Raw genomic sequence first — 18537 nt, forward strand, 5'->3', positions numbered from 1 at the left:
TCACCCGAAGTGGTCGGCCAGCTTCGTCAGCTTGCTGACGTAGGCAGGCCAGTCGTAGTCGTCGGGGATGTTGCTGTTGGTCCGCCGGAGGCCGACCGCCGTGTCGTGCTGTTCACGCATGATGTCGGCGTGCCCGGCGTGCCGGGCGAGATCGCAGGTCACGTGGATGATGATCCGCTGTAGCGTCACGTCCTGCCGACCTGGCCGCCACCACGGCACCTGCCCCGGCGCGTCGAGCGGTAGCTGGTCGATCGTCTGGTCGGCGAACGCGCCGACCCGGCGATACAGGTCGATCAGCCCGTCCTTTGTCTCGTCCTCGCTGGCGTACCAGTCTGCCTGCGGGTCCTCGTCGAACGCCGCCATGGGGACCAGCTCGTCAGGCGTCGGGAACTCGCGGCCGAAGGTGGGCCCGAAGTAGCCGGCTTCGACATTGAGGCAATGCTTGAGCGCACCCAGCAGGTTGTTGCCGGTCGCCGTGCGGGGCAGCCGGACCTCCCGTTCGCTGAGCCCGTCGAGCTTCCAGATGAGGTCTTCGCGGTTCTCCCGGAGGTAGTCGTGCAGCGCGGCCTTCGCATCGCTCGGATCAGCCATGCCCGCCAGTCTTCCCTATCCGCCGGGCCCACGCGCACCCTCGGCGGGCCGGTGCCGGGGCACCGGCCCGCCGAACGACTCGATCTGCCCGGGGTGTCAGCTTCCGGTGCAACTCGCTGTGGCGCCGGTGCCGCTACCGGCGCCCTGGAAGCCGAAACTGGTGGCCTGACCTGCTGCCAGTCGCCCGTTGTAGCTCTGGTTCGCGACGGTGATGGTCCCGCTGCTGCCGCTGCTGACCCCGTTCCAGAGCGAGCTGACCGACGCGCCGCTCGGCAGGGTGAGGGTGACCCGCCAGCCGGTCAGCGCCGTGGTCCCCGCGGTGACGCTGACGTTGGCGACGAATCCGCCGCTCCACTGGTCCTGGACGGAGTAGACAGCGGTGCAGCCGGTGGTCCCGGTCGGCGGCGGCGTCGTCGGCGGCGGGGTGGTGGGAGGTGGTGTGCCGTCGTCGAGCGTCAGGTTCTTCTGCTGGACGCTCCACTGGCTGCGGCACAGACCGCAGTCCGCGCCGACGAAATTGCGACCGGCGGTGGTGTCGCCCTTCAGGCGCCACGTGAAGTAGAGAGTCGCCACCCTGCCGAACTCGCCGCCGTTGGCCTGGTCGTAGGTGCCGCCATGCCCGACGTTCAGGTTGCCCATGAAGGCGGGCAGGCCGGCGGGAAGCTTGCCCCAGTCGTCCATGGCGTTCGGGTAGGCGATGTCGCTGGGCCCGCCGACGAAGTAGGCGATCGGCTTGGTCAGCCTCCTGAGCTGGTAGTCGTCAGCGTCGTTGAGCAGACCGCTGCTGAAGATGCCGGTCGTGGTGACGCGCGGGTCGTTCGAGACGGCGTACGCCTCCAGACCTCCGCAGGAGAAGCCCGCGACGGCGACCTTGCTCGTGTCGATCTTGTTGAAGTACTTGCTGCCCTGCCGGGAGTTCTCGGCGATCGCCCAGTCGATGGACTGGGTGAGCATCTGGGAGGTGGTGGAGCCGGAGCCGTTCGGGGCGCCGTTGGCGATGGCGAGGAAGCCGTGGGAGGCGATCTCGCGGAGGAAGTTGCCCTGGGAGAGGCCGTTGGCCGAGCAGCCGCCGTTGCCCCACACGACGATGGGCAGGCGTTCGGACGGGAGGGTCTGCGGCCGGAAGATGGTGTGGTTGGCCAGGGTGGCCGAGGTTTCGTAGTCGGCGGGGTAGGGGCCGGAACCGCCGATGGCGGCGGACGCCGGTGTCCCGCCGAGCGCCATGATCACGGAGGTGACCGGGACGATGGCGGCCACCAGCCCCGCGTAGATCTTTGCTCGCCTTCTCATTGGATCCTCCAGGAACTGTCGCGGTGGCGCTCCCTGCGGTGGCGGTGGTGTCACTCGCGCCCCGACGAGAGTGGTCAGCGCTGGCCACGGGTCTGGTCGACGTGGGCGCGCCGCGGTCTGGGTGGCGGCCGTGCCCTCGGTCGCCACTGCCCGCTCATTCGGCGCCGGCGACCGCCCGGCCGCGGTCCCTACAGGCGCTCCGATGGGAAGCTGTATGCAGTTACTATCACTGCGGCAACGAAAAGTGTCAATGTCTTGGTGGCTCTGACCGGCCGCGACGTCGTCAGCCGGCGAGTGGGCCGCCGCCGTGCTTTCCGCCGGTCGGCTCCGGCCGAGAGGGATCCCGCGACGCCTGAAAGTGGGTGATCCACGAGGCGGCATCCGGCCAGTGCGGAGTCGCCACCTCGACCAGACGCGCCTTAGCGAGCGAACCGAGCAGGGTGTGGATGTCCAGGAAGGTCTCCCTGGCCTCCTGGCGAGGCCAGGTCTCCGGTAGCAGGTGCGGGGGGAGGTCCGGGTCGAGGTCGGCGAACTTCCGCCAGGAATCCATGGCGGAGGTCCGAGCCACCAGCGCCCGGGCCGCGTCCACCTCCCCGTCGCGCGCGGCTGCCCGCAGCTCCGCGTACTGCTCGACGAAGCTGGAGTACGCGGAGGCGAGCCCGGTCAGGTCGTACGCGGAGGCCGGACCGTGCGGCCCGGTCTCCTCGTCGAACCGGGCATGCAGAACCGACCATCGGGCACCCTCGACGTGGTGCAGCAGCTCGCGCAGCGCCTCCCGCGCCGGCGCGGCGTCGGATCCCGGCCGGATCCACACGCTGTCGTACAGGCCCACGAACCCCAGCGCGCTCAACGACCTGCGGAGCGCATGACGGGAGGCCTGGCCGGCGTTCGGAACGGAGAAGGACGCCAGCACCCATTCGCCGGTCCAGGGCGCCGGGCGGGAGCCGAAGTTCAGGAAGTGCCGCATCCGGGAGCGATGCTTGGCGATCGCCTGCGGCGTGAGGTGGTAGACCGGCGATCGGCCCCTCCTCCGCATGGCGATGAGACCCCGCCGGACCAGCCGGGACAGCGCCGCGCGGGCACTGGACTCGCTGACCCCGAACTCCCGCAGAATCGCGATGACCGCCGTCGACGGCAGGTCGGCGTCCGAGGAGTCGAGGTACTCGCCGAGGACTGTCGTCAGCAGATGCTGCGGGCTGGACCCCGCCTGGGCCCGGGGCACTCGGACGTCGTCGGCGTTCACCCCGTCAGACTGCCGCACCAGGATGTTCACGGCTCGTCAGGTGGGGCGGGGGCAAGGCGCCGTCAGGGGCGGGTGGAGGCACTATCGTTCTGGCGTGCACATCCGTTTTGACGTCCCCGCCGATCCCGCCTACCCGGGCCGGGTGGCCGCCGCGCTCGGCAACGCCCGGCTCCGCAGATTCGGCTACATCGGGGCGGTCCTGGCGGCGGTCGGGATCATCGGTCTCGTCGTCTCGCGGGGGTTCGGGTGGGGCGAGCGGAGTTCGCCGCTGTGGACCGCACTGGTCGTGGCCGGCGTGCTGTCGATGCTGTACCGGCCGTGGGTCCTGGCGCGCGCCCGACGTCGCTCCGGTAGCTACGCCGTCGAGGGCGCCTACGACATCACCGATGACAACATCATGATGCGCAGCGGCTCGGAGTCCGGCGGCATCGCCTGGGACGGGGTCGCCCAGGTGCGGGATGCCGGAGATTTCTGGGTCGTGTACGTCGGCCGAATGCCGGCGACAGTGATCCCGCGCTGGCTGATGTCCGCCGAGGATGCCGAGACGTTGCGCGCCTACATGACCGAACGAGGGCTGCTGCCCCGTCACTGAAGTCGGCCGCCGCTGGCCGCCGGGGGACCGGACCACCGCGTGCGGGTCGGTCGCGACGGAACACCGACGAGCCCTCCGTGTCGGCATCCCCGCCCCTGACCGTCTGCGGCTACCTATCCTCGACGGGGATGCACCAATCCGAGTAGTGGCCGTCGGCCCGACGGCTTACAGGAGGCCGTCATGAGCAGCACGGATCGACCCGAGGGGATCAGCCCCACAGCGGTGGAGTCAGCGCCAGGCCTGTGGCGGATCGACCTGCAACGGCACGACCTCAGCATCCCCGGTCGAGAGGTCATTCAGACTCGGGTGGAGTTCACGCCGGATTCGCCACCGTTCAAGCATTTCCACCCCGGCGAGGAAATCATCTGCGTCCTTCAGGGGACACTCGAATATCGGCTGGAGGGGCAGCCACCAATGGTGTGCAATCCCGGCGACGCGCTCACGGTCCCGTACGGTGTGCACCACCAGGCCCGCAACGTTGGCGACGGTATCGCTGTCGAACTGGCCACGTATGTGGTCGAGAAGGGGAAACCACTTCTCACCAAGGTGGAGTGAGACCACCGCCGCCGCTGACGGCAGCGGCCTGATCCACGCCGCACCGTTTACGCGATTGGCGCCTCGGGCAGAAGGCACACCATGACGAACGAACGGGTCAGGGCTGTCGGTGGCTACACGATGCGGATCCTCGGTGTGCTGGCGATCGTCGTGGGCGTGCTGGGGATCGTCTCCAGCCTTGCTCAGGGCAACCTCGTCGGGATCATCCTCGGCGTCGTCTTCATCGTCGGCGGGGCGTTCCTGCTCAAGCGCTCGGGCGCGGCGGCGACACCGAGGCCGCGCAGCACGCACTGACGTCTGCGGGGCTCATGGTCGCCGTGGTCGTCGCGGCGCTCGACCACGGCGACCGGACCCCAGGGCAGCACCGGGCCGTCCGCATTCTGGTCAGACGGTCGCCGAGTCGCCGGGCCGCAGGTCGACGAGCACGTCCGTCAGGCCCGCGGTCTCGAAGGCCCGCACGACGTCGTCGGCACCCTGGGTGTAGTGCGCCCAGCCGTCCTGATGGACCGGGATCACCGCCCGAACGCCGAGCAGTGTTGCCGCCCGCGCCGCCAGTTCCGCGGTCAGGGTGAGGAACGCCTCGCCGCGCGCCGCGATCTGGGCCGCGCCGAGGTTGAGGATCGCGATCTCTATCGCCGGAAACTGCTCCGCGACGACCGCCACCACATCCAGCGAGGCGTTGTCGCCGCTGACGTAGACGGTCGGCCAACCGGTCGCCTCCAGCACGAACCCGATCACCGGGCCGTTGACCACGCCGATCTCCGGCGAACCGTGCAGCGCCGGAACCGCGGTGACGCGCACGTCGCCGACCTCGGCGTACTCGAAGGGCCGCAGGCCGGTCGCCAGTGGCCCGAGATTCGGCGCCCCCGCCGCGGTGGTGAGCACCCGTCGGGCCCGGCGCGCGTACTCCCGCCCGGAGATGTCGAGATTGTCGATGTGGTGTTCGTGCGACACGAGCACGACGTCGACCGGGCCGAGGTCCGTGGGCGCCGCGCTCGGGCCGGTGAACTTGGTGGCGGTGACCGGCCCGTTCTGGTACGTCCGCGGATCGTCGAAGGTCGGGTCCAGCACGACGCGTTGGCCCGCGTAGTCGAGGACGGCAGTGGGGCCGCCGACGGTGCGTACGGTCAGCTTGTTCATGGTGTTCTCCCTGGTTGTTGATTCGCCTGCTCGCGGAGGGCCTGGTTTTCGGCGCGCAGGCGGGCGAGTTCGTCGCGCACCGGCGCGAGCGCGTCGGAGAGTTCCGCCTCGGTGAAGCGGGGCGTGATGTGTTGGGGGCAGTTCCAGTCGTAGCCCTGCACCGTGACGGTGATCAACCGTTCCACCCGGCCCGACGGCCCTGGCACGCTCAGCCTTCCCAGCAGCTCCTCGAACCCGGGGTCTCGCACGTCGGTGACGTGCGCCGTGCCGATGATCTTGAGGCGGCGTTGGTGGGCGTAGTCCATGAGCAGCAGCGAGACCCGGGGTGACGTGGCGAGGTTGCCGACCGACAGGTACTGCCGGTTGCCGCGCAGGTCGGCCCAGCCGAGGACGCTGTGCCCGTCGGTGGGGTCGAGGACGTGCAGGAAGCCGGGTGGGCCGCCGCGGTGTTGCAGGTACGGCCAGCCGTTCTCGCCGACGGTGCCGAGGTAGAAGCTGTCGCGTTCGGTGATGAAAGCGGCCTCGTCGTCACTGAATGTCGCATCCGTGTCCCACCCGGCGGTCATGCGCTGCATGGCGGGCCGGCTGCCGTAGCGCTGTTGGGCGGCGACCACCGACGCGGTGGTCAGTTCCTGCAGGTAGCGGTGTGGCATGACGAGCGCCCCTTTCAGGGGTGGGCCGGGTGGTGAGGGCCGGCGCTCCGGCAGGCGGACGGGTCCCACCTAACCATCGTTACGACTTTTACCGGTAAGAAGATACGTCGTAATGACTAACCTGTCAAACGACAGACGGTGGTAAGGTTGGCGGCATGACACGTCGGCCACTGGTGGGCGAACCCCTCGCGCTGGACCTGGTCAACACCCAGTGGGTCGAGCGGGGTCGCCTGGTCGACCTGTTCGACGAGCCGGACGGGCTGCGGGGATGGCTCACCGAACACCACCTGGAGGGTGACCCCGCAGCGGTGGAGACCCCGCTGCGGGAGACGCGTTCGGCGCTGCGCCGCGTCCTCGAACAGCCCGACGAGGCCGCCGAACTGGGGGTCAACGCGATCCTCGCCCGTGGTGCCTCGCGCTACACGCTTCGTGCGGGAGCCGCGCATGAGCAGCCCGACGTCGACGCGGGCTGGCTCCCCTCCTGGCGAGCGGCCATCAACTACCTGGACCTGCTGGGCCAGCAACCCCACCGCATCCGACGCTGCGGTAACCCCGCCTGCGTCCTGTACTTCTACGACACGTCGCGCAACGGCACCCGGCGCTGGTGCTCGATGGACGGCTGCGGCGCTCGCGCCAAGGCCGCCCGCCACTACCACCGCCAGCGCGTCACCCCCTAGGGCCTGTCTCATAAGAACTGGCCCTAGCGCCCGGGGTACGAGGACAGCGGCGGCAGCGCGACTCATAAGGTGAGCGGATGTCGGTCAAGCAGGTCCAAGTGACATTCGACTGCGCCGAGCCTGTGCGCGTCGGTCGTTTCTGGTGTGAGGTGTTGGGGTACGTCCCGCCACCGGCCCCGGAGGGGGTCGCCTCCTGGGACGATGTCAGTTCCGAGCAGGGTTCGTGGTTCGCGTGCAGTGACCCGTCGGGGGTGGGCCCGCGGCTGTACTTCCAGCGGGTGCCCGAGGGCAAGGTCGTCAAGAACCGGGTGCACCTCGACGTGCGGGTCGGCACCGGGCTCGTGGGCGAGGAGCGCCTGGCCGCCCTTGAGGCCGAATGCGCGCGGCTGATCCCGCTCGGCGCGATACGCGGGCAGTTGTTGCTCGCCGACGGCGAGAACGAGTCGTGCCTCAACATGCAGGACGTCGAGGGCAACGAGTTCTGTCTCGACTAGGTGGCCGGGCGCCGGCCGGATGGCGCTAGCCTCGGCCCTCATGACCTGGCTGCCCGATGAGTTCGTCCACCCCGTCCACGTGCCGGTGCCCGATACCGCGCTGCATCTGCGGCCGATTCGCGAGGCGGACACCCCGCTCGACTACCCCGCCGTGATGGGCTCCCGCGAGCGCCTGTGGGAGATCTTTGGCCCGGCCTGGGCGTGGCCCAGCGAGACGATGACCTACGAAGAGGATCGCGTCGACCTGCTGCGGCACGAGAAGGAGATAGCCGCGCACCAGTCGTTCAACTACGCGTTGCTGGACGAGGGGGAGACGGCGATCCTCGGCTGCGTCTACATCGACCCGCCGGAGCGCACCGGCTCCGACGGCGAGGTCTCCTGGTGGGTGGTGGACGGCCTGGTGGGCAGCGAGGCGGAGGCTGCGGTCGACGCGCTGGTGCCGCAGTGGATCGCCGCGGACTGGCCGTTCCGCCAGCCCCGCTATCTGGGCCGCGACATCGCCTGGCAGGACTGGCTGTCGTTGCCGCGCGTCTCCTGAGCGCGGCCGAACCTGACGGGGGCCAGGCGAGTTCGGCCTGGCCCCCGACGTGTGGGCTTGCTCAGCCCAGGTACTTCTCCCACGGACCGGTGATGGCCAGGGTGAGGCCCGGGTCCTGCATGTTGACGAAGAGCACCTTGCCGTCAGCGCTGAAGGTCGGCCCGCAGAACTCCGAGTCGTTGAGCTGGTTGCGGGCGATCGCGTAGGTGGGCCCGCCCGGAATCGTGCTGAGCACGTGCGAGGCGCCAGTGCCGTCCTCGGCGAGCACGAGGCTTCCCCACGGGGTGACTGTCACGTTGTCCGGGCCGTCGAAGGTGAGGTCGGTGTACTTGACCGGCCCACCCTCCTCGGAGGCGGTCTGGTGCGGGAAGTACGTCACCAGCTGGATGGTCTGGTTCCTGTAGTTGTAGAACCAGACCATTCCGTCGTGCGGCGCCGCGTCCGCCGGCAGGTCACCCTCGTCCCAGGCGTAGGAGTTGACCACGTACACGCCCTCGTCGGTGGCCCACACGCCCTCGAACTTGCGTCCCCGGGTGACCTGCCCGTCGGCGAACTGCTCGCGTACCGACTTGGTGCGTGCGTCGCGGTCCGGCACCTCGATCCACCGGACCGGGAAGGGGCGGCCCAGCTGGGCGGAGGTCAGGTACGCGACGTCCGGCAGCACCGAACCGTCATCCATGATGATCTGCATCGCGGCGAGGACGCCCGCGTTCGGGGCGAGGCGGGTGAGCACGCCCGGGCCCAGCTTGACGCCGTGTGGTGCCGTCCAGCGGTAGAAGAGGCCGTTGGGCTCGTCGGCGTCCTCGGAGAGGTAGACCCGGGTGCGGTCCTTGTCGACGGCCAGTGCCTCGTGGGAGTAGCGGCCCAGGCACTTGATCGGCTTCGGGTCGGCGCTGCCGTCGGCCCACACCTCGAAGACGTAGCCGTGGTCCTTCTGGTAGACGCCGGACCGGCCGCCCTCTTCCCACTTGTCGCCGGCCCGGTCCTCGGTCTCCTCGCAGGTGAGCCAGGTGCCCCAGGGCGTCGGCCCGCCGGCGCAGTTGGAGATGGTGCCGGAGAGCGCCACGAACTCACCCAGGTTGCGGCCCGCGAGGTCGGTCTTGATGACTGTGCAACCGCCGGCGTCGACGGCGCCCGCGTCGTAGACCGTTCCCTTGACGTGCGGCACGCCGAACTCGGCGCCCGGGTCGATCTCGTGGTTCTGGATCAGGGTGTACCGGCCGTGGCCGGCGTCGTAGACGGCCATGCCGTCATGGTCCGACGGGGTGGCGCCCTGGCCGCGGTCGAGCCGGGTGACGCCGGTCCGGGTGACAACTGTGTAGCTGAAGCCCTTGGGCAGGGCCAGAACTCCCTTGGGGTCGTCCACGAGCGGCGGGAAGGGCACGTTGCCGGGCTTCACCGGCGGGTGCGGCCGGGCCGGGCTGGCCTGGGCCAGGGACGGCAGGCCGCCCGCGACGGCAAGGCCGACGCCGGCGGCGGCGCCGCTGGCGAGGAAGGTACGACGAGAGGAAGGCACGTGGATCAACTCCTGGTCAAGACGTAGTGCGACGACTGGCAGCCAACTCCTTCGGGCGGACAGCGACACGTCACCAGTGGGATCGGACGGTGACATCGGAGTTAAGAGTCAGGGTCGCGCACGCGTCGCGGGCAGCAGTGCGGGCCAGTCCTGGGCGAGGGCCCAGTCGGCGAAGCTGTGCCAGCCGACCTCCGGGTAGTCGCGGCGCAGCGCGGCGACGTCGACGGTCAGGCCCACTGTGCTGAAGTAGTCGAACATGGCCGCCAAATCGGTGGACCGCTGCCGGACCTGGGCCAGCGGCACCTGCACGTGGGTGATCGGGCGGCCGATGGCGCCGCCGAGGATCTCGGCCAGGTGGGTGGGTGTGCGTTCGTCGGACGCGATGTCGATGCGGCGGCCGGCGAACTCGCCCGAGCGCTGGAGGGCGAGCGCGGCGAAGGCGCCGATGTCGACCGCCGGGATGAGGGTGAGCGGCCGGTCGGCGGGCATCGGCCAGGCGAAGGTGCCCCTGCCCAGGCCGTCGAGCGTCCAGCCGCTGGCGTAGTTGTCCATGAAAGCGGCCGGCGCGATGATCGTCCAGGGCACTGTCGAGGTGCGCAGGTGCTGCTCGACCAGGTGCTTGCTCTCGTAGTGCGGGACGCCGGTGGCGCGGTCGGCGTGGGCGACGGTGGTCAGCACGAGGTGACCGAGCCCGGCGGCTGCCGCCGCGTCGACGAGGGTCCGGCCCTGCCGGACCTCGGTGGCGAGGTCGGTGCCGAACGGTGTGGTGACAGCGAACAACGAGTCGGCTCCGGCGAGCGCGGCGTCGAGGGACGCGCGGTCGTCGAAGTCGGCCCGGCGCACCTCGGCCCCGAGGTCGCGCAGGGCTTCGGCGGCCGGCGAGGTGGGGTGGCGGGTGACGGCGCGTACCCGGTGTCCGGCCGCCAGCAGGGCGCGGGCGGTGGCACCGCCTTGGGCTCCGGTGGCGCCGGTGACGGCGACGGTGAGCATGGGTCCTCCAGGAGGGTAAGATGGCTGCGTAACGCATTAACTGCGTCATGCAGCAGATTATGGCGACTCGCTGCGTCACGCAACGAACTGGGATGTGATGCGGATGACTGCGAAGCGTCGGGCCCGGCTGTACGAGGAGATGTCGATGGCGTCCCGGCGCTATCTGGCCTCGTACGTCCTGTTCAACCAGGCCATCGCCGATCACCTGGGGCTCCACCCGACCGACGTGCAGTTCCTGAGCCTGCTCTCGGCGGCTCCCGCGCCACCCACGGTGCGGGAGGTCGCCGAGATGACCGGCCTGACCACGGGATCGGCCACCCGACTGGTCGACCGGCTCGAACGTGGCGGCTACGTCACACGGACGCCCGACCACGAGGACCGGCGCCGGGTGCTGGTCACCCCGGTGCCGGATCGCCTCGACCGGGTCACCGCGGTCTGGGACGACCTCGGCCAGGCCTGGCAGACACTTCTCGACGAGCACACCGACGAGGAGCTGGAGGTGATCACGCGCCACATGAACCGAGCGCATGACCTCAGCCACGCCCAGATGCGTCGCCTGCGGTCCCAACCGAAGCCCGACTGAGCCCGGTCGCCTGCGGGCTTGACCTTGACGCTGCGTCAACCCCCCATGCTGCCGTCATGAGCAATTCGCACACAACAGCTCAGGCCGAGCAGCCAGCGATCCACGTGCACGGCCTGGAGAAGTCGTTCAAGCAGCTGAAGGTGCTGCGCGGCGTCGACATCGACGTCGCGCGGGGCAGCATCTTCGCCCTGCTCGGCTCGAACGGTGCCGGCAAGACCACAGTGGTGAAGATCCTGGCCACGCTCCTCAGGGCCGACGGCGGGACGGCCCGGGTCGCCGGCTTCGACGTGGCGACCCACCCCGCCGACGTACGGCAGTCGATCAGTCTCACCGGGCAGTTCGCGGCGGTCGACGAGATCCTCACCGGGCGGGAGAACCTGGTCCTCGTGGCCCGGCTGCGCCACCTCAAGGAGCCCGGTGCGATCGCGGACGACCTGCTGAGGCGCTTCTCGCTGACCGAGGCGGGCGCCCGGAGGGTGCGGACGTACTCCGGCGGCATGCGTCGCCGTCTCGACATCGCGATGAGCCTGATCGGGAACCCGCCGGTCATCTTCCTCGACGAGCCGACGACCGGGCTGGACCCGGAGGCGCGCATCGAGGTGTGGCAGGCGATCAAGGAACTCGCCAGTGGCGGCACGACGGTGCTGCTCACCACCCAGTACCTCGACGAGGCCGAACAGCTCGCCGACCGGATCGCGATCCTCCACGAGGGACGGATCATCGTCAACGGCACCCTCGACGAGCTCAAGCAGCTCCTGCCACCCGCCGAGATCGAGTACGTCGAGAAGCAGCCGACCCTCCAGGACGTCTTCCTCACCCTGGTTGGCGCCAAGACCGAGAAGGAACAACGATGAACAAGCACTTCCTCGGCGACACCACGGTCCTGCTGGGGCGCTCACTGCGCCACATCGCCCGCAGCCCGGACACCATCATCACGACAGCGGTGATGCCGATCGCCTTCATGCTGCTGTTCGTCTACGTCTTCGGTGGCGCGATCGAGACCGGCTCCGACTCGTACGTGAACTATCTGCTCCCCGGCATCCTGCTCATCACGATCGCCTCGGGCATCTCGTACACCGCCTTCCGGCTCTTCCTGGACATGCAGGGCGGCATCTTCGAACGGTTCCAGTCCATGCCGATCGCCCGATCCGCGGTGCTCTGGGCGCACGTGCTGACCTCGCTGGTCGCCAACCTGGTCTCGCTGGTCGTCGTCGTCCTCGTCGCCCTGCTCATGGGCTTCCGCACCGGCACGAGCGTGCTGGGCTGGCTCGCCGTGGCCGGCATCCTGGTGCTGTTCACCCTGGCGCTCACCTGGATCGCCATCATTCCCGGCCTCACCGCCCAGTCCGTGGACGGCGCGAGCGCCTTCTCGTACCCGCTGGTCTTCCTGCCGTTCGTCAGTTCGGCCTTCGTGCCCACCGCCTCGATGCCCGGACCGGTGCGTGCCTTCGCCGAGCACCAGCCGGTGACCGCCATCGTCAACGCGATCCGAGACCTCTTCGCGCAGGAGCCCGTCGGATCGGGCCTCTGGACCGCCCTGGTGTGGTGCGCCGGCATCCTCGTGGTGGCCTACCTGTTCGCCAACCTGACCTACCGTCGCAAGATCTCCTGATCCGGTGTCGACCCGGGCTGGGCAGGGTGCGGGCAGGATCAGAGCATGCTGACGATCAGCCAACTCGCGGCGTACGCCGGCGTCACGGTGCGGGCGGTACGGCACTACCACCAGATCGGCCTGCTGCCGGAGCCCGAGCGGGACGCCTCGGGCTACCGGCGGTACAGCGCAGGTGCTGTGGTGTCCCTCATCAGGATCCGGATTCTCGCCAACGCCGGGGTGCCGCTGTCCCAGATCGGTCAGATGCTGGAGGCCGACGCGTCGACCTTCGCGGCCGCGGTCGAGGAGATCGACAGGCAACTGGGCGACGAGATCGCACGACTGGAGGCCAGCCGGAAGCAGATCGCGCAACTTGCCGCCGGGGATCGTCTGGCACTCGCACCAGAGGTGACCACCTACCTCGATCGGCTCCGCGCCATTGGCGTCTCCGAGCGGGTGGTGGCGGGGGAGCGGGACAGCTGGATCCTGATGTCGGCTCGCTGGCCGGATCGCGTCCGCGAATGGATGCCCAGCAAGATCGCGCAGTTGGACGACCCGCAACTCAAACGGCTCTATCGGATCCTGTCGGAGATCTTGGAGAGCGACACCGGCGACGACGCGCGTCTGGTAGAGGCCGCTGACATCATGGCCGGCCTCGCCGAGCAGGCATACCGCTCTGGTGAGATCGACCTCGGTGAGGTGGCGCAGGACGATCTACCGTTCGACCTCCTGGACGCGCTGGCCGTCGAGGCGGACCCGCGGGTGCAGCGACTGCTGGATCTGATGCGCGAGCGCGGCTGGGATGGTCTGGCGCGACTGGAGCGGTTGGCAGAGCCGTCCACCTGATCGACTGTCGGCTCTGTTGGTAGTTCACCGCGTCGCTCAGCGTCCCGCTGCCGGGGCCGGCTGGGGTTCGCGCTCCGTGGACGTGTCGGGTGTGGCGGGACACCAGCGGCGGGACACCAGCGCCGCCAGCCCGGCGCCCGCGGCGTTGAGCAGGACGTCGTCCACCGACGACACGCGGTCCAGCCGCAGGACGTACTGGGCGGTCTCCACCAGGACCGAGCAGCCGGCCGCGAGGACCAGGATCCGTGGTACCGACGCCAGCGCCGGGAATCGTAGCGGGGCGAAGAAGCCCAGGGCCGCGAAGACCAGCAGGTTGCCGACGACCTGGACCGTCGCCGTCAGCGGGCCACCGTCGGAGAAGATCGTGAGCAGGTCGCGCAGCGGCACCAGTGTCACCCGACCGGAGACGGCGCCGGCCTGGTCACCCGGCAACATGATCATCCACACCCACGGCACGGTGCCGTAGACGATGCCGACGTCGGCCAGCGACGTCCGCCACGCCGCACCGGTGCCGGCGGCACGTCGGTGGCGGGCCAGGGCCCACACCGCCAGCGCGGCCAACGGCAGGACGACCGCAGTGATGAGGACGACGCCGTTGAACGTACCGAGCCAGCCGTGCCAACCCCTGACCATGCGCCCCCGCTTTCGCCCAGTCCCGAAACCTACCCGGCCCGGGTCGCGGGCACTCGCCCGTTCGTGACAGTCGCGCGTCGGGCACGGTCGACTGTCGTGCCGCCCCCGTTGAAGCTCGCGGGGGGCGGCACGACCGACCGTGTGGTGGGTCAGCTGCGGGTGGCCCACCGCTGGTTGGTGCCGCCGTTGCAGGCCCAGAGGATGAGCTTGGTGCCGTTGGCGGTGGCGGCCGCGTTGGCATCGAGGCAGAGCCCGGACTGGACGCCGGTGATGGTGCCGTTGGAGTTGAGGTTCCACTGTTGGTTGGTGCCGCCGTGGCAGTCCCAGATGATGGCCTGGGTGCCGTTGGTGGTGCCCTGGCCGTTGGCGTCGAGGCACTTGTTGCCGTACACCTGGAGTTGTTTGCCGGCGGTGTAGGTCCAGCGCTGCGCGGTGTTGCCGAGGCAGTCCCAGAGTTGGACCTGGCTGCCGTTGGTGGTGCTGCCGTTCGGTACGTCGATGCAGCGGCTGGACTGGGCGCCCACGACCTGGACGTTCTGCTGCGGGTTGCCGCCGCCGACCGGCGCGTAGGCGTCGGCGTTGATGTTGGCCTGGACGGCGTTCTCGGTGGCCGCCGTCGGGTAGCCGGAGGTCAGTACGCCCTCGAAGAAGGTGCCGCGACCGGTGATGCTGTTGTCACCGCCGATGCCGAGCAGGATGGCGCCTTCCTTCTTCATCGGGTGGTAGCCGTTGGGGCGTGGCCCGTCGAAGTAGGTCGTCAGGCTGCCCGACTGGGCGTTGCCACCCCGGATCGCCCAGTGGTTCGGCTCGCCCTTGACCATTGCGGTGACGAAGCGGTGGTTGATCGACGCGATGTTGTTGTAGCCCGCGTTGACGCCGGAGAACAGCCCCCACTCCAGGTCGGCCATGATCCAGGGTCCGGCGCCCGCCCCGTAGCCCCACTGCTTGTTGGCGCCGAAGTAGACGGTTTCCATGATGGCGCGTTCGTCGGCGAGGTTGTTGGTCTGCGCGTTGCCGTAGTCGAAGCAGCACCACTGGTTGTAGTGCGTCCCGTCGACGACCGCGTAGATGCCCTCGGGCTGGTCGCCGGTCGCGACACCGTTTGTGTTGTTGTTGCGGTAGCCGGTGCCGGGGGCGATGTAGACGCCGTACGCCTTCTGGCCGCCGACGGTGACCGGCGCCGCCTTCGCGTCGGCGAGGTTGTCGAATCCGCCGGGAGCGGGGCCGACGAAGTAGCCGGGGGGCGCCTGGGTGAGACGGTTGTTGCGGCCGGACTGGTCGTAGATGATCGTGATGACGCAGTTGGTGTTGGCGCAGAACGTGTCCTGGGTGGCGGCGTTGGCGTAGCCGCCCTCGCTGAGCACGCCGACGTCACGGGTGGTGTTGTCCGACGAGCGTCGGACCTGGTAGAGCGGGCCGTTGTACGCGCCGTACAGCGCCCGGGTGGTGCTGTGCGCGGCCACGCACGGCGTGCCGCCGGAGGCGTAGATGTCACACGGACCCGTGCCGGCGGCGTGGGCGACGCCCGGCGCGTCCGAGACCACATAGGCGCCAGCGGCGACGACGAGGACGAACAGTGTCCCGGCGGCGGCCATCAGGCGACCCAGTCTTCTCTTCACGTTCATCGGATCCTTTCGAGTGCGTGGTGGAGGTGGCGTGTAGCGGTGGAATTGACGTCACACGTCATACCTGTGACATTAATGGGCGTCCATCTATTAGCGCTAGTTGGTACGCGTTGGTCATCGATCGATGAGCCTGAGGACGGATATGCTGGTCAGCGGAGCAAGGTGCGTCCCCGTATCGGGGCAAAAATCGATTCGAGGGCGATTGATGAACATCGGGGAGATCGCTCGCCGGGCGGGGGTGTCCCGCAGCACCGTTTCCTACGTGCTCAGCGGAAAACGCAGCGTGTCGGAGGGGACCCGGCAACGGATCCAGTCGGTCATCGACGAGTTGGACTACCGGCCGAACGCCAGCGCCCGTGCTCTCAAGGAGGGGCGCACCCGCACCCTCGGGCTGGTCATCCCGCCGGCGAGCCAGCGGCTGACCGACATGCAGCTGGGCTTCGTCGCCAGCGTCGTCGAGGCCGCCGCCCGCCACGACCTCGACGTGCTGCTGTCCCCCTCCGGTGGCGACCATGACCGGTCGTTCGAGCGGATCGTCACCGGCCGTCGGGTGGACGGCGTGGTCCTCATGGAGATTCGGCTGGCCGACGACCGGGTGACCCGGCTGACAAAGGCCGGGCTGCCGTTCGTCACCATCGGCCGGACCGCCGAGCCGCACGGGATGAGCTGGATCGACATCGACTACGCCGGGCTGATCGCCCGGTGCGTGCAGCACCTGGCCGACCTGGGGCACCGGCACGTCGCACTCGTGAACCGGTCCGCCGAGTTGGTGGCCGCCGGATACGGCCCCAGCCATCGCGCGCTGACCGGCTTCCGCGCGGCGGCTGTGGAGCGGGGGTTGACCGGCGTGGAGGTGTGCAGCGGCGACGACACCGCCTCCGGCGAGGCGTGCATGGAGCAACTGCTCGCGACGCATCCCGAGGTCACGGCGGTGGCCACCATCAACGAGGCCGCACTACCCGGAATGCAGCGCGCGTTGACCGGTGCCGGTTTGTCGGTGCCACGCGACTTCTCCGTCGCCGGAGTCGCCGCGCAGCACTGGGCGGAGGATTTCCGCCCGCCGCTGACCGCCGCCGACGTGCCGATGGTCGAGATGGGCGCGGAGGCGGTGTCGCTGCTGCTGGAGATCATCGCGGCTCCCGGCGCCGTGCCACGACACCGCCTCTACAGCCCGCCCATCTCGTTGCGTTCCAGCACCGGCCCGGTCCGGGCCCGCTGATCCGAGCCGGCTACCCGCCCCTGATCCGCCGCTCCTCCTGGGCGGCGGCGAGGATGAGATAGCTGCTGGCGGTCCAGGTGTAGGCGCGGTCGCGCAGCCCGGTGCCGGTCTCGGCATCGAAGTTCTCCGCGAAGCCGGACTTCTCGCACAGCGCGAGGAACCGCCGACTGATGTCGTCGGCGATCCTGGTCTGCCCGGCCCGGCGCAGGCCGTCCTCGACCAGGACGGTGGAGGGCGCCCAGATCGGGCCACGCCAGTAGCCGTCGGCGAGGTAGTGGGCCGAGTCGGTCGGCTCGGTGGCCAACCCGTGCCTGGTCAGATGGGTTTCGACGCCACGCGCCAGCGCAGCGGCGACCGGGGCCGGCAGGTCGGCCCCGAGCGCGACGGGCATCAGGTCGAGCAGACTGCGGCTGGGTCGGCGTTGCCCGGTGTGGGGGTTCCGGGCGCAGAAGCGCTCGCCGTCCCACAGGTCGCGCAGCATGGCCCGGTGGATCCGGTCGGCCTCCCCGGACCAGCGGGTGGCCGGCTCACCCAGCTCGGTGGCGAGGTCGGCGAGGCAGCGAAGCTGCGAGACGAGGAACGCGGCGAGGTCAGCCGTTTCGAGGACCCGGTTCTCGTCGAAGGTGGTGGCGTTGTCCCAGCCGCTGTCGTTGCCGTGCTGGTAATGCGGCAGGTCGTGGCCGGGTGCACGCCGCGCGTCGAGCCAGAACCCGGTCCAGCGGGCGAGCCGGTCGTACGTCTGCGCGAGTGCCGCCCGGTCCGGCGGCTGGGGAAGACGTCGGCGCAGGTGTCGGAGGGCCCAGCCGTGGATGGGGGGCTTGACGTAGTTGTGCAGGACCTCGGAGTGGGTGATCGAGTCGGGGAGGGCGCCGGCCTCGTCCTGGTGGTCGAAGGGCAACTGGAACTGGTGCCACGCCAGCTCCGGCTCACCGGCCGCCAGGGCGATCGCGTTGAAGCAGTGGTCCCAGCTCCACACCTTGTCCATCCAGTGCTTGGACATCAGGACGGCGGGCCGGGTGACGAAGCCCGCCGGGGCGACAGTGGCCGACCAGAGGACGTACGCGGCCAGCTCGGCGGCCGGGGTCTCCGGACCGCGCCAGGGCGCGATCGCGTCGACGAACGCGGTGAACTCCGCGAACCGGTCGCGGCACAACTGCTCGAAGCTGACGGATCCGGCGTACGGGCGGCGGGCGGTGGCGTACTCCTCGATCGCGATCTCCCAGGGCTGGTCGCCGGGAAGGTCCAGGGACCGGTCGGCGGTGCCGAGCGCCTGCGTGCCGTCGGTCCGCAGCAGAGCGCCGGAGAGCACGGTGACCCGGTAGCGGCGACCGGTCTCGTACGAGGTGAACACGTGTGATCCGTCGACCGGGTCGGCGTACAGGTAGGTGCCGCTGAACGGGGTGAGGGTGTGTGCCGCAGCGGCCACCCGCAGGCCGAGCCGGTGACCCCGGATCCGCAGGGCGTCCGGCCCGTCGTAGACGGCCTCGATCCGGTCGGCGCCGTTGCGCCAGGTCAGCAATGTGGGTGTGGCGACGACTGTGGTGCCGGCGACCGTGGGGGCCAGACGCAGTACTGGGTGCAGACCGGTCTGGTGCGAGACCAGGTGCAGGTCGTCGGCGTACGTCTTCTCGGCTACCACCGGGGAGATGTTGAACCAGGATCCGCGGTAGCTGAACGGGATGTCCTGGATTCCGAACTCCGGACCGGACGGGGCGGCGGTCATGGGTGGCGGGTGCCTTTCTGTGGTGCGGGTGGTCAGTC

The 18537-nt window shown here is 69.7% G+C and carries 21 protein-coding genes; 11 read left to right on the forward strand and 10 right to left on the reverse strand.

What is annotated here, in order from left to right; translation table 11 throughout:
- The 3 genes from NIE79_RS17790 to NIE79_RS17800 form a co-directional block, all read right to left on the reverse strand.
- On the reverse strand, positions 1–591 hold the full coding sequence (locus NIE79_RS17790) for a DinB family protein (RefSeq protein WP_238679631.1): 591 nt from the start codon (positions 589–591) through the stop codon (positions 1–3).
- Between the two features lie 96 nt (positions 592–687).
- Positions 688–1881, reverse strand: coding sequence for a cellulose binding domain-containing protein (locus NIE79_RS17795; RefSeq protein WP_238679632.1), 1194 nt, complete (start codon positions 1879–1881; stop codon positions 688–690).
- A gap of 283 nt (positions 1882–2164) precedes the next feature.
- The gene (locus NIE79_RS17800) at positions 2165–3124 is read right to left on the reverse strand and encodes a PaaX family transcriptional regulator (protein ID WP_238679633.1); all 960 of its coding nucleotides are present in this window, start codon (positions 3122–3124) and stop codon (positions 2165–2167) included.
- Between the two features lie 94 nt (positions 3125–3218).
- On the opposite strand from NIE79_RS17800, the gene NIE79_RS17805 reads away from it, so the two are divergent.
- The 3 genes from NIE79_RS17805 (at position 3219) to NIE79_RS17815 (ending at position 4565) form a co-directional block, all read left to right on the forward strand.
- Positions 3219–3716: a YcxB family protein gene (locus tag NIE79_RS17805; protein WP_238679634.1), complete on the forward strand. Its 498-nt coding sequence runs from the start codon at positions 3219–3221 to the stop codon at positions 3714–3716.
- 180 nt (positions 3717–3896) lie between these two features.
- The gene (locus NIE79_RS17810; RefSeq protein ID WP_238679635.1) at positions 3897–4271 is read left to right on the forward strand and encodes a cupin domain-containing protein; all 375 of its coding nucleotides are present in this window, start codon (positions 3897–3899) and stop codon (positions 4269–4271) included.
- 81 nt (positions 4272–4352) lie between these two features.
- Positions 4353–4565 (forward strand): DUF308 domain-containing protein, encoded by a 213-nt coding sequence (locus tag NIE79_RS17815; RefSeq protein WP_238679636.1) that lies wholly within the window; start codon positions 4353–4355, stop codon positions 4563–4565.
- A gap of 90 nt (positions 4566–4655) precedes the next feature.
- On the opposite strand, the gene NIE79_RS17820 is transcribed toward NIE79_RS17815, so the two are convergent.
- Both NIE79_RS17820 and NIE79_RS17825 read right to left on the reverse strand, forming a co-directional pair.
- Entirely contained in the window at positions 4656–5411 is a 756-nt protein-coding gene (locus tag NIE79_RS17820; protein WP_238679637.1) for an MBL fold metallo-hydrolase, read from the reverse strand.
- A complete protein-coding gene (locus NIE79_RS17825; protein WP_238679638.1) occupies positions 5408–6064 on the reverse strand; it encodes a pyridoxamine 5'-phosphate oxidase family protein in 657 nt (218 codons plus the stop codon). The genes NIE79_RS17820 and NIE79_RS17825 overlap by 4 nt, the downstream gene beginning before the upstream one ends.
- 155 nt (positions 6065–6219) lie before the next feature.
- Here NIE79_RS17825 and NIE79_RS17830 point away from each other — a divergent pair, with 155 nt between their 5' ends.
- The 3 genes from NIE79_RS17830 (at position 6220) to NIE79_RS17840 (ending at position 7773) form a co-directional block, all read left to right on the forward strand.
- Positions 6220–6741: a CGNR zinc finger domain-containing protein gene (locus NIE79_RS17830; protein ID WP_238679639.1), complete on the forward strand. Its 522-nt coding sequence runs from the start codon at positions 6220–6222 to the stop codon at positions 6739–6741.
- Between the two features lie 77 nt (positions 6742–6818).
- On the forward strand, positions 6819–7235 hold the full coding sequence (locus NIE79_RS17835; RefSeq protein ID WP_238679640.1) for a VOC family protein: 417 nt from the start codon (positions 6819–6821) through the stop codon (positions 7233–7235).
- A gap of 40 nt (positions 7236–7275) precedes the next feature.
- Complete coding sequence (locus NIE79_RS17840; protein WP_238679641.1) at positions 7276–7773, forward strand: GNAT family N-acetyltransferase; 498 nt, start codon at positions 7276–7278, stop codon at positions 7771–7773.
- Between the two features lie 61 nt (positions 7774–7834).
- Here the strand turns inward: NIE79_RS17840 and NIE79_RS17845 are convergent, their stop codons facing one another.
- Positions 7835–9289: an alkaline phosphatase PhoX gene (locus tag NIE79_RS17845; RefSeq protein ID WP_238679642.1), complete on the reverse strand. Its 1455-nt coding sequence runs from the start codon at positions 9287–9289 to the stop codon at positions 7835–7837.
- A gap of 108 nt (positions 9290–9397) precedes the next feature.
- On the reverse strand, positions 9398–10279 hold the full coding sequence (locus NIE79_RS17850; protein ID WP_238679643.1) for an NmrA/HSCARG family protein: 882 nt from the start codon (positions 10277–10279) through the stop codon (positions 9398–9400).
- Positions 10280–10382: 103 nt separating this feature from the next.
- Between NIE79_RS17850 and NIE79_RS17855 the strand changes: the two genes are divergently transcribed.
- From NIE79_RS17855 to NIE79_RS17870, 4 genes are read left to right on the forward strand one after another with little or no spacing between them, the layout of a single operon-like run.
- Positions 10383–10862 carry a MarR family winged helix-turn-helix transcriptional regulator gene (locus NIE79_RS17855; protein WP_238679644.1) on the forward strand — a complete coding sequence of 160 codons (480 nt, stop codon included), beginning with the start codon at positions 10383–10385 and terminating at the stop codon, positions 10860–10862.
- Positions 10863–10918: 56 nt separating this feature from the next.
- Positions 10919–11716 carry an ABC transporter ATP-binding protein gene (locus tag NIE79_RS17860; RefSeq protein WP_238679645.1) on the forward strand — a complete coding sequence of 266 codons (798 nt, stop codon included), beginning with the start codon at positions 10919–10921 and terminating at the stop codon, positions 11714–11716.
- On the forward strand, positions 11713–12474 hold the full coding sequence (locus NIE79_RS17865) for an ABC transporter permease (protein ID WP_238679646.1): 762 nt from the start codon (positions 11713–11715) through the stop codon (positions 12472–12474). Before NIE79_RS17860 ends, NIE79_RS17865 begins: the two co-directional genes overlap by 4 nt.
- 45 nt (positions 12475–12519) lie before the next feature.
- The gene (locus NIE79_RS17870; protein WP_238679647.1) at positions 12520–13299 is read left to right on the forward strand and encodes a MerR family transcriptional regulator; all 780 of its coding nucleotides are present in this window, start codon (positions 12520–12522) and stop codon (positions 13297–13299) included.
- A gap of 36 nt (positions 13300–13335) precedes the next feature.
- Here the strand turns inward: NIE79_RS17870 and NIE79_RS17875 are convergent, their stop codons facing one another.
- On the reverse strand, positions 13336–13932 hold the full coding sequence (locus tag NIE79_RS17875; protein WP_238679648.1) for a VanZ family protein: 597 nt from the start codon (positions 13930–13932) through the stop codon (positions 13336–13338).
- Between the two features lie 149 nt (positions 13933–14081).
- The gene (locus tag NIE79_RS17880; protein ID WP_238679649.1) at positions 14082–15557 is read right to left on the reverse strand and encodes an arabinofuranosidase catalytic domain-containing protein; all 1476 of its coding nucleotides are present in this window, start codon (positions 15555–15557) and stop codon (positions 14082–14084) included.
- 205 nt (positions 15558–15762) lie between these two features.
- Here NIE79_RS17880 and NIE79_RS17885 point away from each other — a divergent pair, with 205 nt between their 5' ends.
- Entirely contained in the window at positions 15763–16776 is a 1014-nt protein-coding gene (locus NIE79_RS17885; protein ID WP_238679650.1) for a LacI family DNA-binding transcriptional regulator, read from the forward strand.
- 10 nt (positions 16777–16786) lie between these two features.
- On the opposite strand, the gene NIE79_RS17890 is transcribed toward NIE79_RS17885, so the two are convergent.
- On the reverse strand, positions 16787–18499 hold the full coding sequence (locus NIE79_RS17890; protein ID WP_238679651.1) for an amylo-alpha-1,6-glucosidase: 1713 nt from the start codon (positions 18497–18499) through the stop codon (positions 16787–16789).
- Between the last annotated feature and the right edge of the window lie 38 nt (positions 18500–18537).

This window comes from Micromonospora trifolii (assembly GCF_022229005.1).
GTDB lineage: Bacteria > Actinomycetota > Actinomycetes > Mycobacteriales > Micromonosporaceae > Micromonospora > Micromonospora trifolii.

Excerpts from the sequence above, each read along its gene's own strand:
- NIE79_RS17790 (WP_238679631.1), bottom strand. The coding sequence starts at position 591 with ATGGCTGATCCGAGCGATGCGAAGGCCGCGCTGCACGACTACCTCCGG.
- NIE79_RS17795 (WP_238679632.1), bottom strand. The coding sequence starts at position 1,881 with ATGAGAAGGCGAGCAAAGATCTACGCGGGGCTGGTGGCCGCCATCGTC.
- NIE79_RS17810 (WP_238679635.1), top strand. The coding sequence starts at position 3,897 with ATGAGCAGCACGGATCGACCCGAGGGGATCAGCCCCACAGCGGTGGAG.
- NIE79_RS17815 (WP_238679636.1), top strand. The coding sequence starts at position 4,353 with ATGACGAACGAACGGGTCAGGGCTGTCGGTGGCTACACGATGCGGATC.
- NIE79_RS17820 (WP_238679637.1), bottom strand. The coding sequence starts at position 5,411 with ATGAACAAGCTGACCGTACGCACCGTCGGCGGCCCCACTGCCGTCCTC.
- NIE79_RS17825 (WP_238679638.1), bottom strand. The coding sequence starts at position 6,064 with ATGCCACACCGCTACCTGCAGGAACTGACCACCGCGTCGGTGGTCGCC.
- NIE79_RS17830 (WP_238679639.1), top strand. The coding sequence starts at position 6,220 with ATGACACGTCGGCCACTGGTGGGCGAACCCCTCGCGCTGGACCTGGTC.
- NIE79_RS17835 (WP_238679640.1), top strand. The coding sequence starts at position 6,819 with ATGTCGGTCAAGCAGGTCCAAGTGACATTCGACTGCGCCGAGCCTGTG.
- NIE79_RS17840 (WP_238679641.1), top strand. The coding sequence starts at position 7,276 with ATGACCTGGCTGCCCGATGAGTTCGTCCACCCCGTCCACGTGCCGGTG.
- NIE79_RS17850 (WP_238679643.1), bottom strand. The coding sequence starts at position 10,279 with ATGCTCACCGTCGCCGTCACCGGCGCCACCGGAGCCCAAGGCGGTGCC.
- NIE79_RS17855 (WP_238679644.1), top strand. The coding sequence starts at position 10,383 with ATGACTGCGAAGCGTCGGGCCCGGCTGTACGAGGAGATGTCGATGGCG.
- NIE79_RS17860 (WP_238679645.1), top strand. The coding sequence starts at position 10,919 with ATGAGCAATTCGCACACAACAGCTCAGGCCGAGCAGCCAGCGATCCAC.
- NIE79_RS17865 (WP_238679646.1), top strand. The coding sequence starts at position 11,713 with ATGAACAAGCACTTCCTCGGCGACACCACGGTCCTGCTGGGGCGCTCA.
- NIE79_RS17870 (WP_238679647.1), top strand. The coding sequence starts at position 12,520 with ATGCTGACGATCAGCCAACTCGCGGCGTACGCCGGCGTCACGGTGCGG.
- NIE79_RS17875 (WP_238679648.1), bottom strand. The coding sequence starts at position 13,932 with ATGGTCAGGGGTTGGCACGGCTGGCTCGGTACGTTCAACGGCGTCGTC.
- NIE79_RS17880 (WP_238679649.1), bottom strand. The coding sequence starts at position 15,557 with ATGAACGTGAAGAGAAGACTGGGTCGCCTGATGGCCGCCGCCGGGACA.
- NIE79_RS17885 (WP_238679650.1), top strand. The coding sequence starts at position 15,763 with ATGAACATCGGGGAGATCGCTCGCCGGGCGGGGGTGTCCCGCAGCACC.
- NIE79_RS17890 (WP_238679651.1), bottom strand. The coding sequence starts at position 18,499 with ATGACCGCCGCCCCGTCCGGTCCGGAGTTCGGAATCCAGGACATCCCG.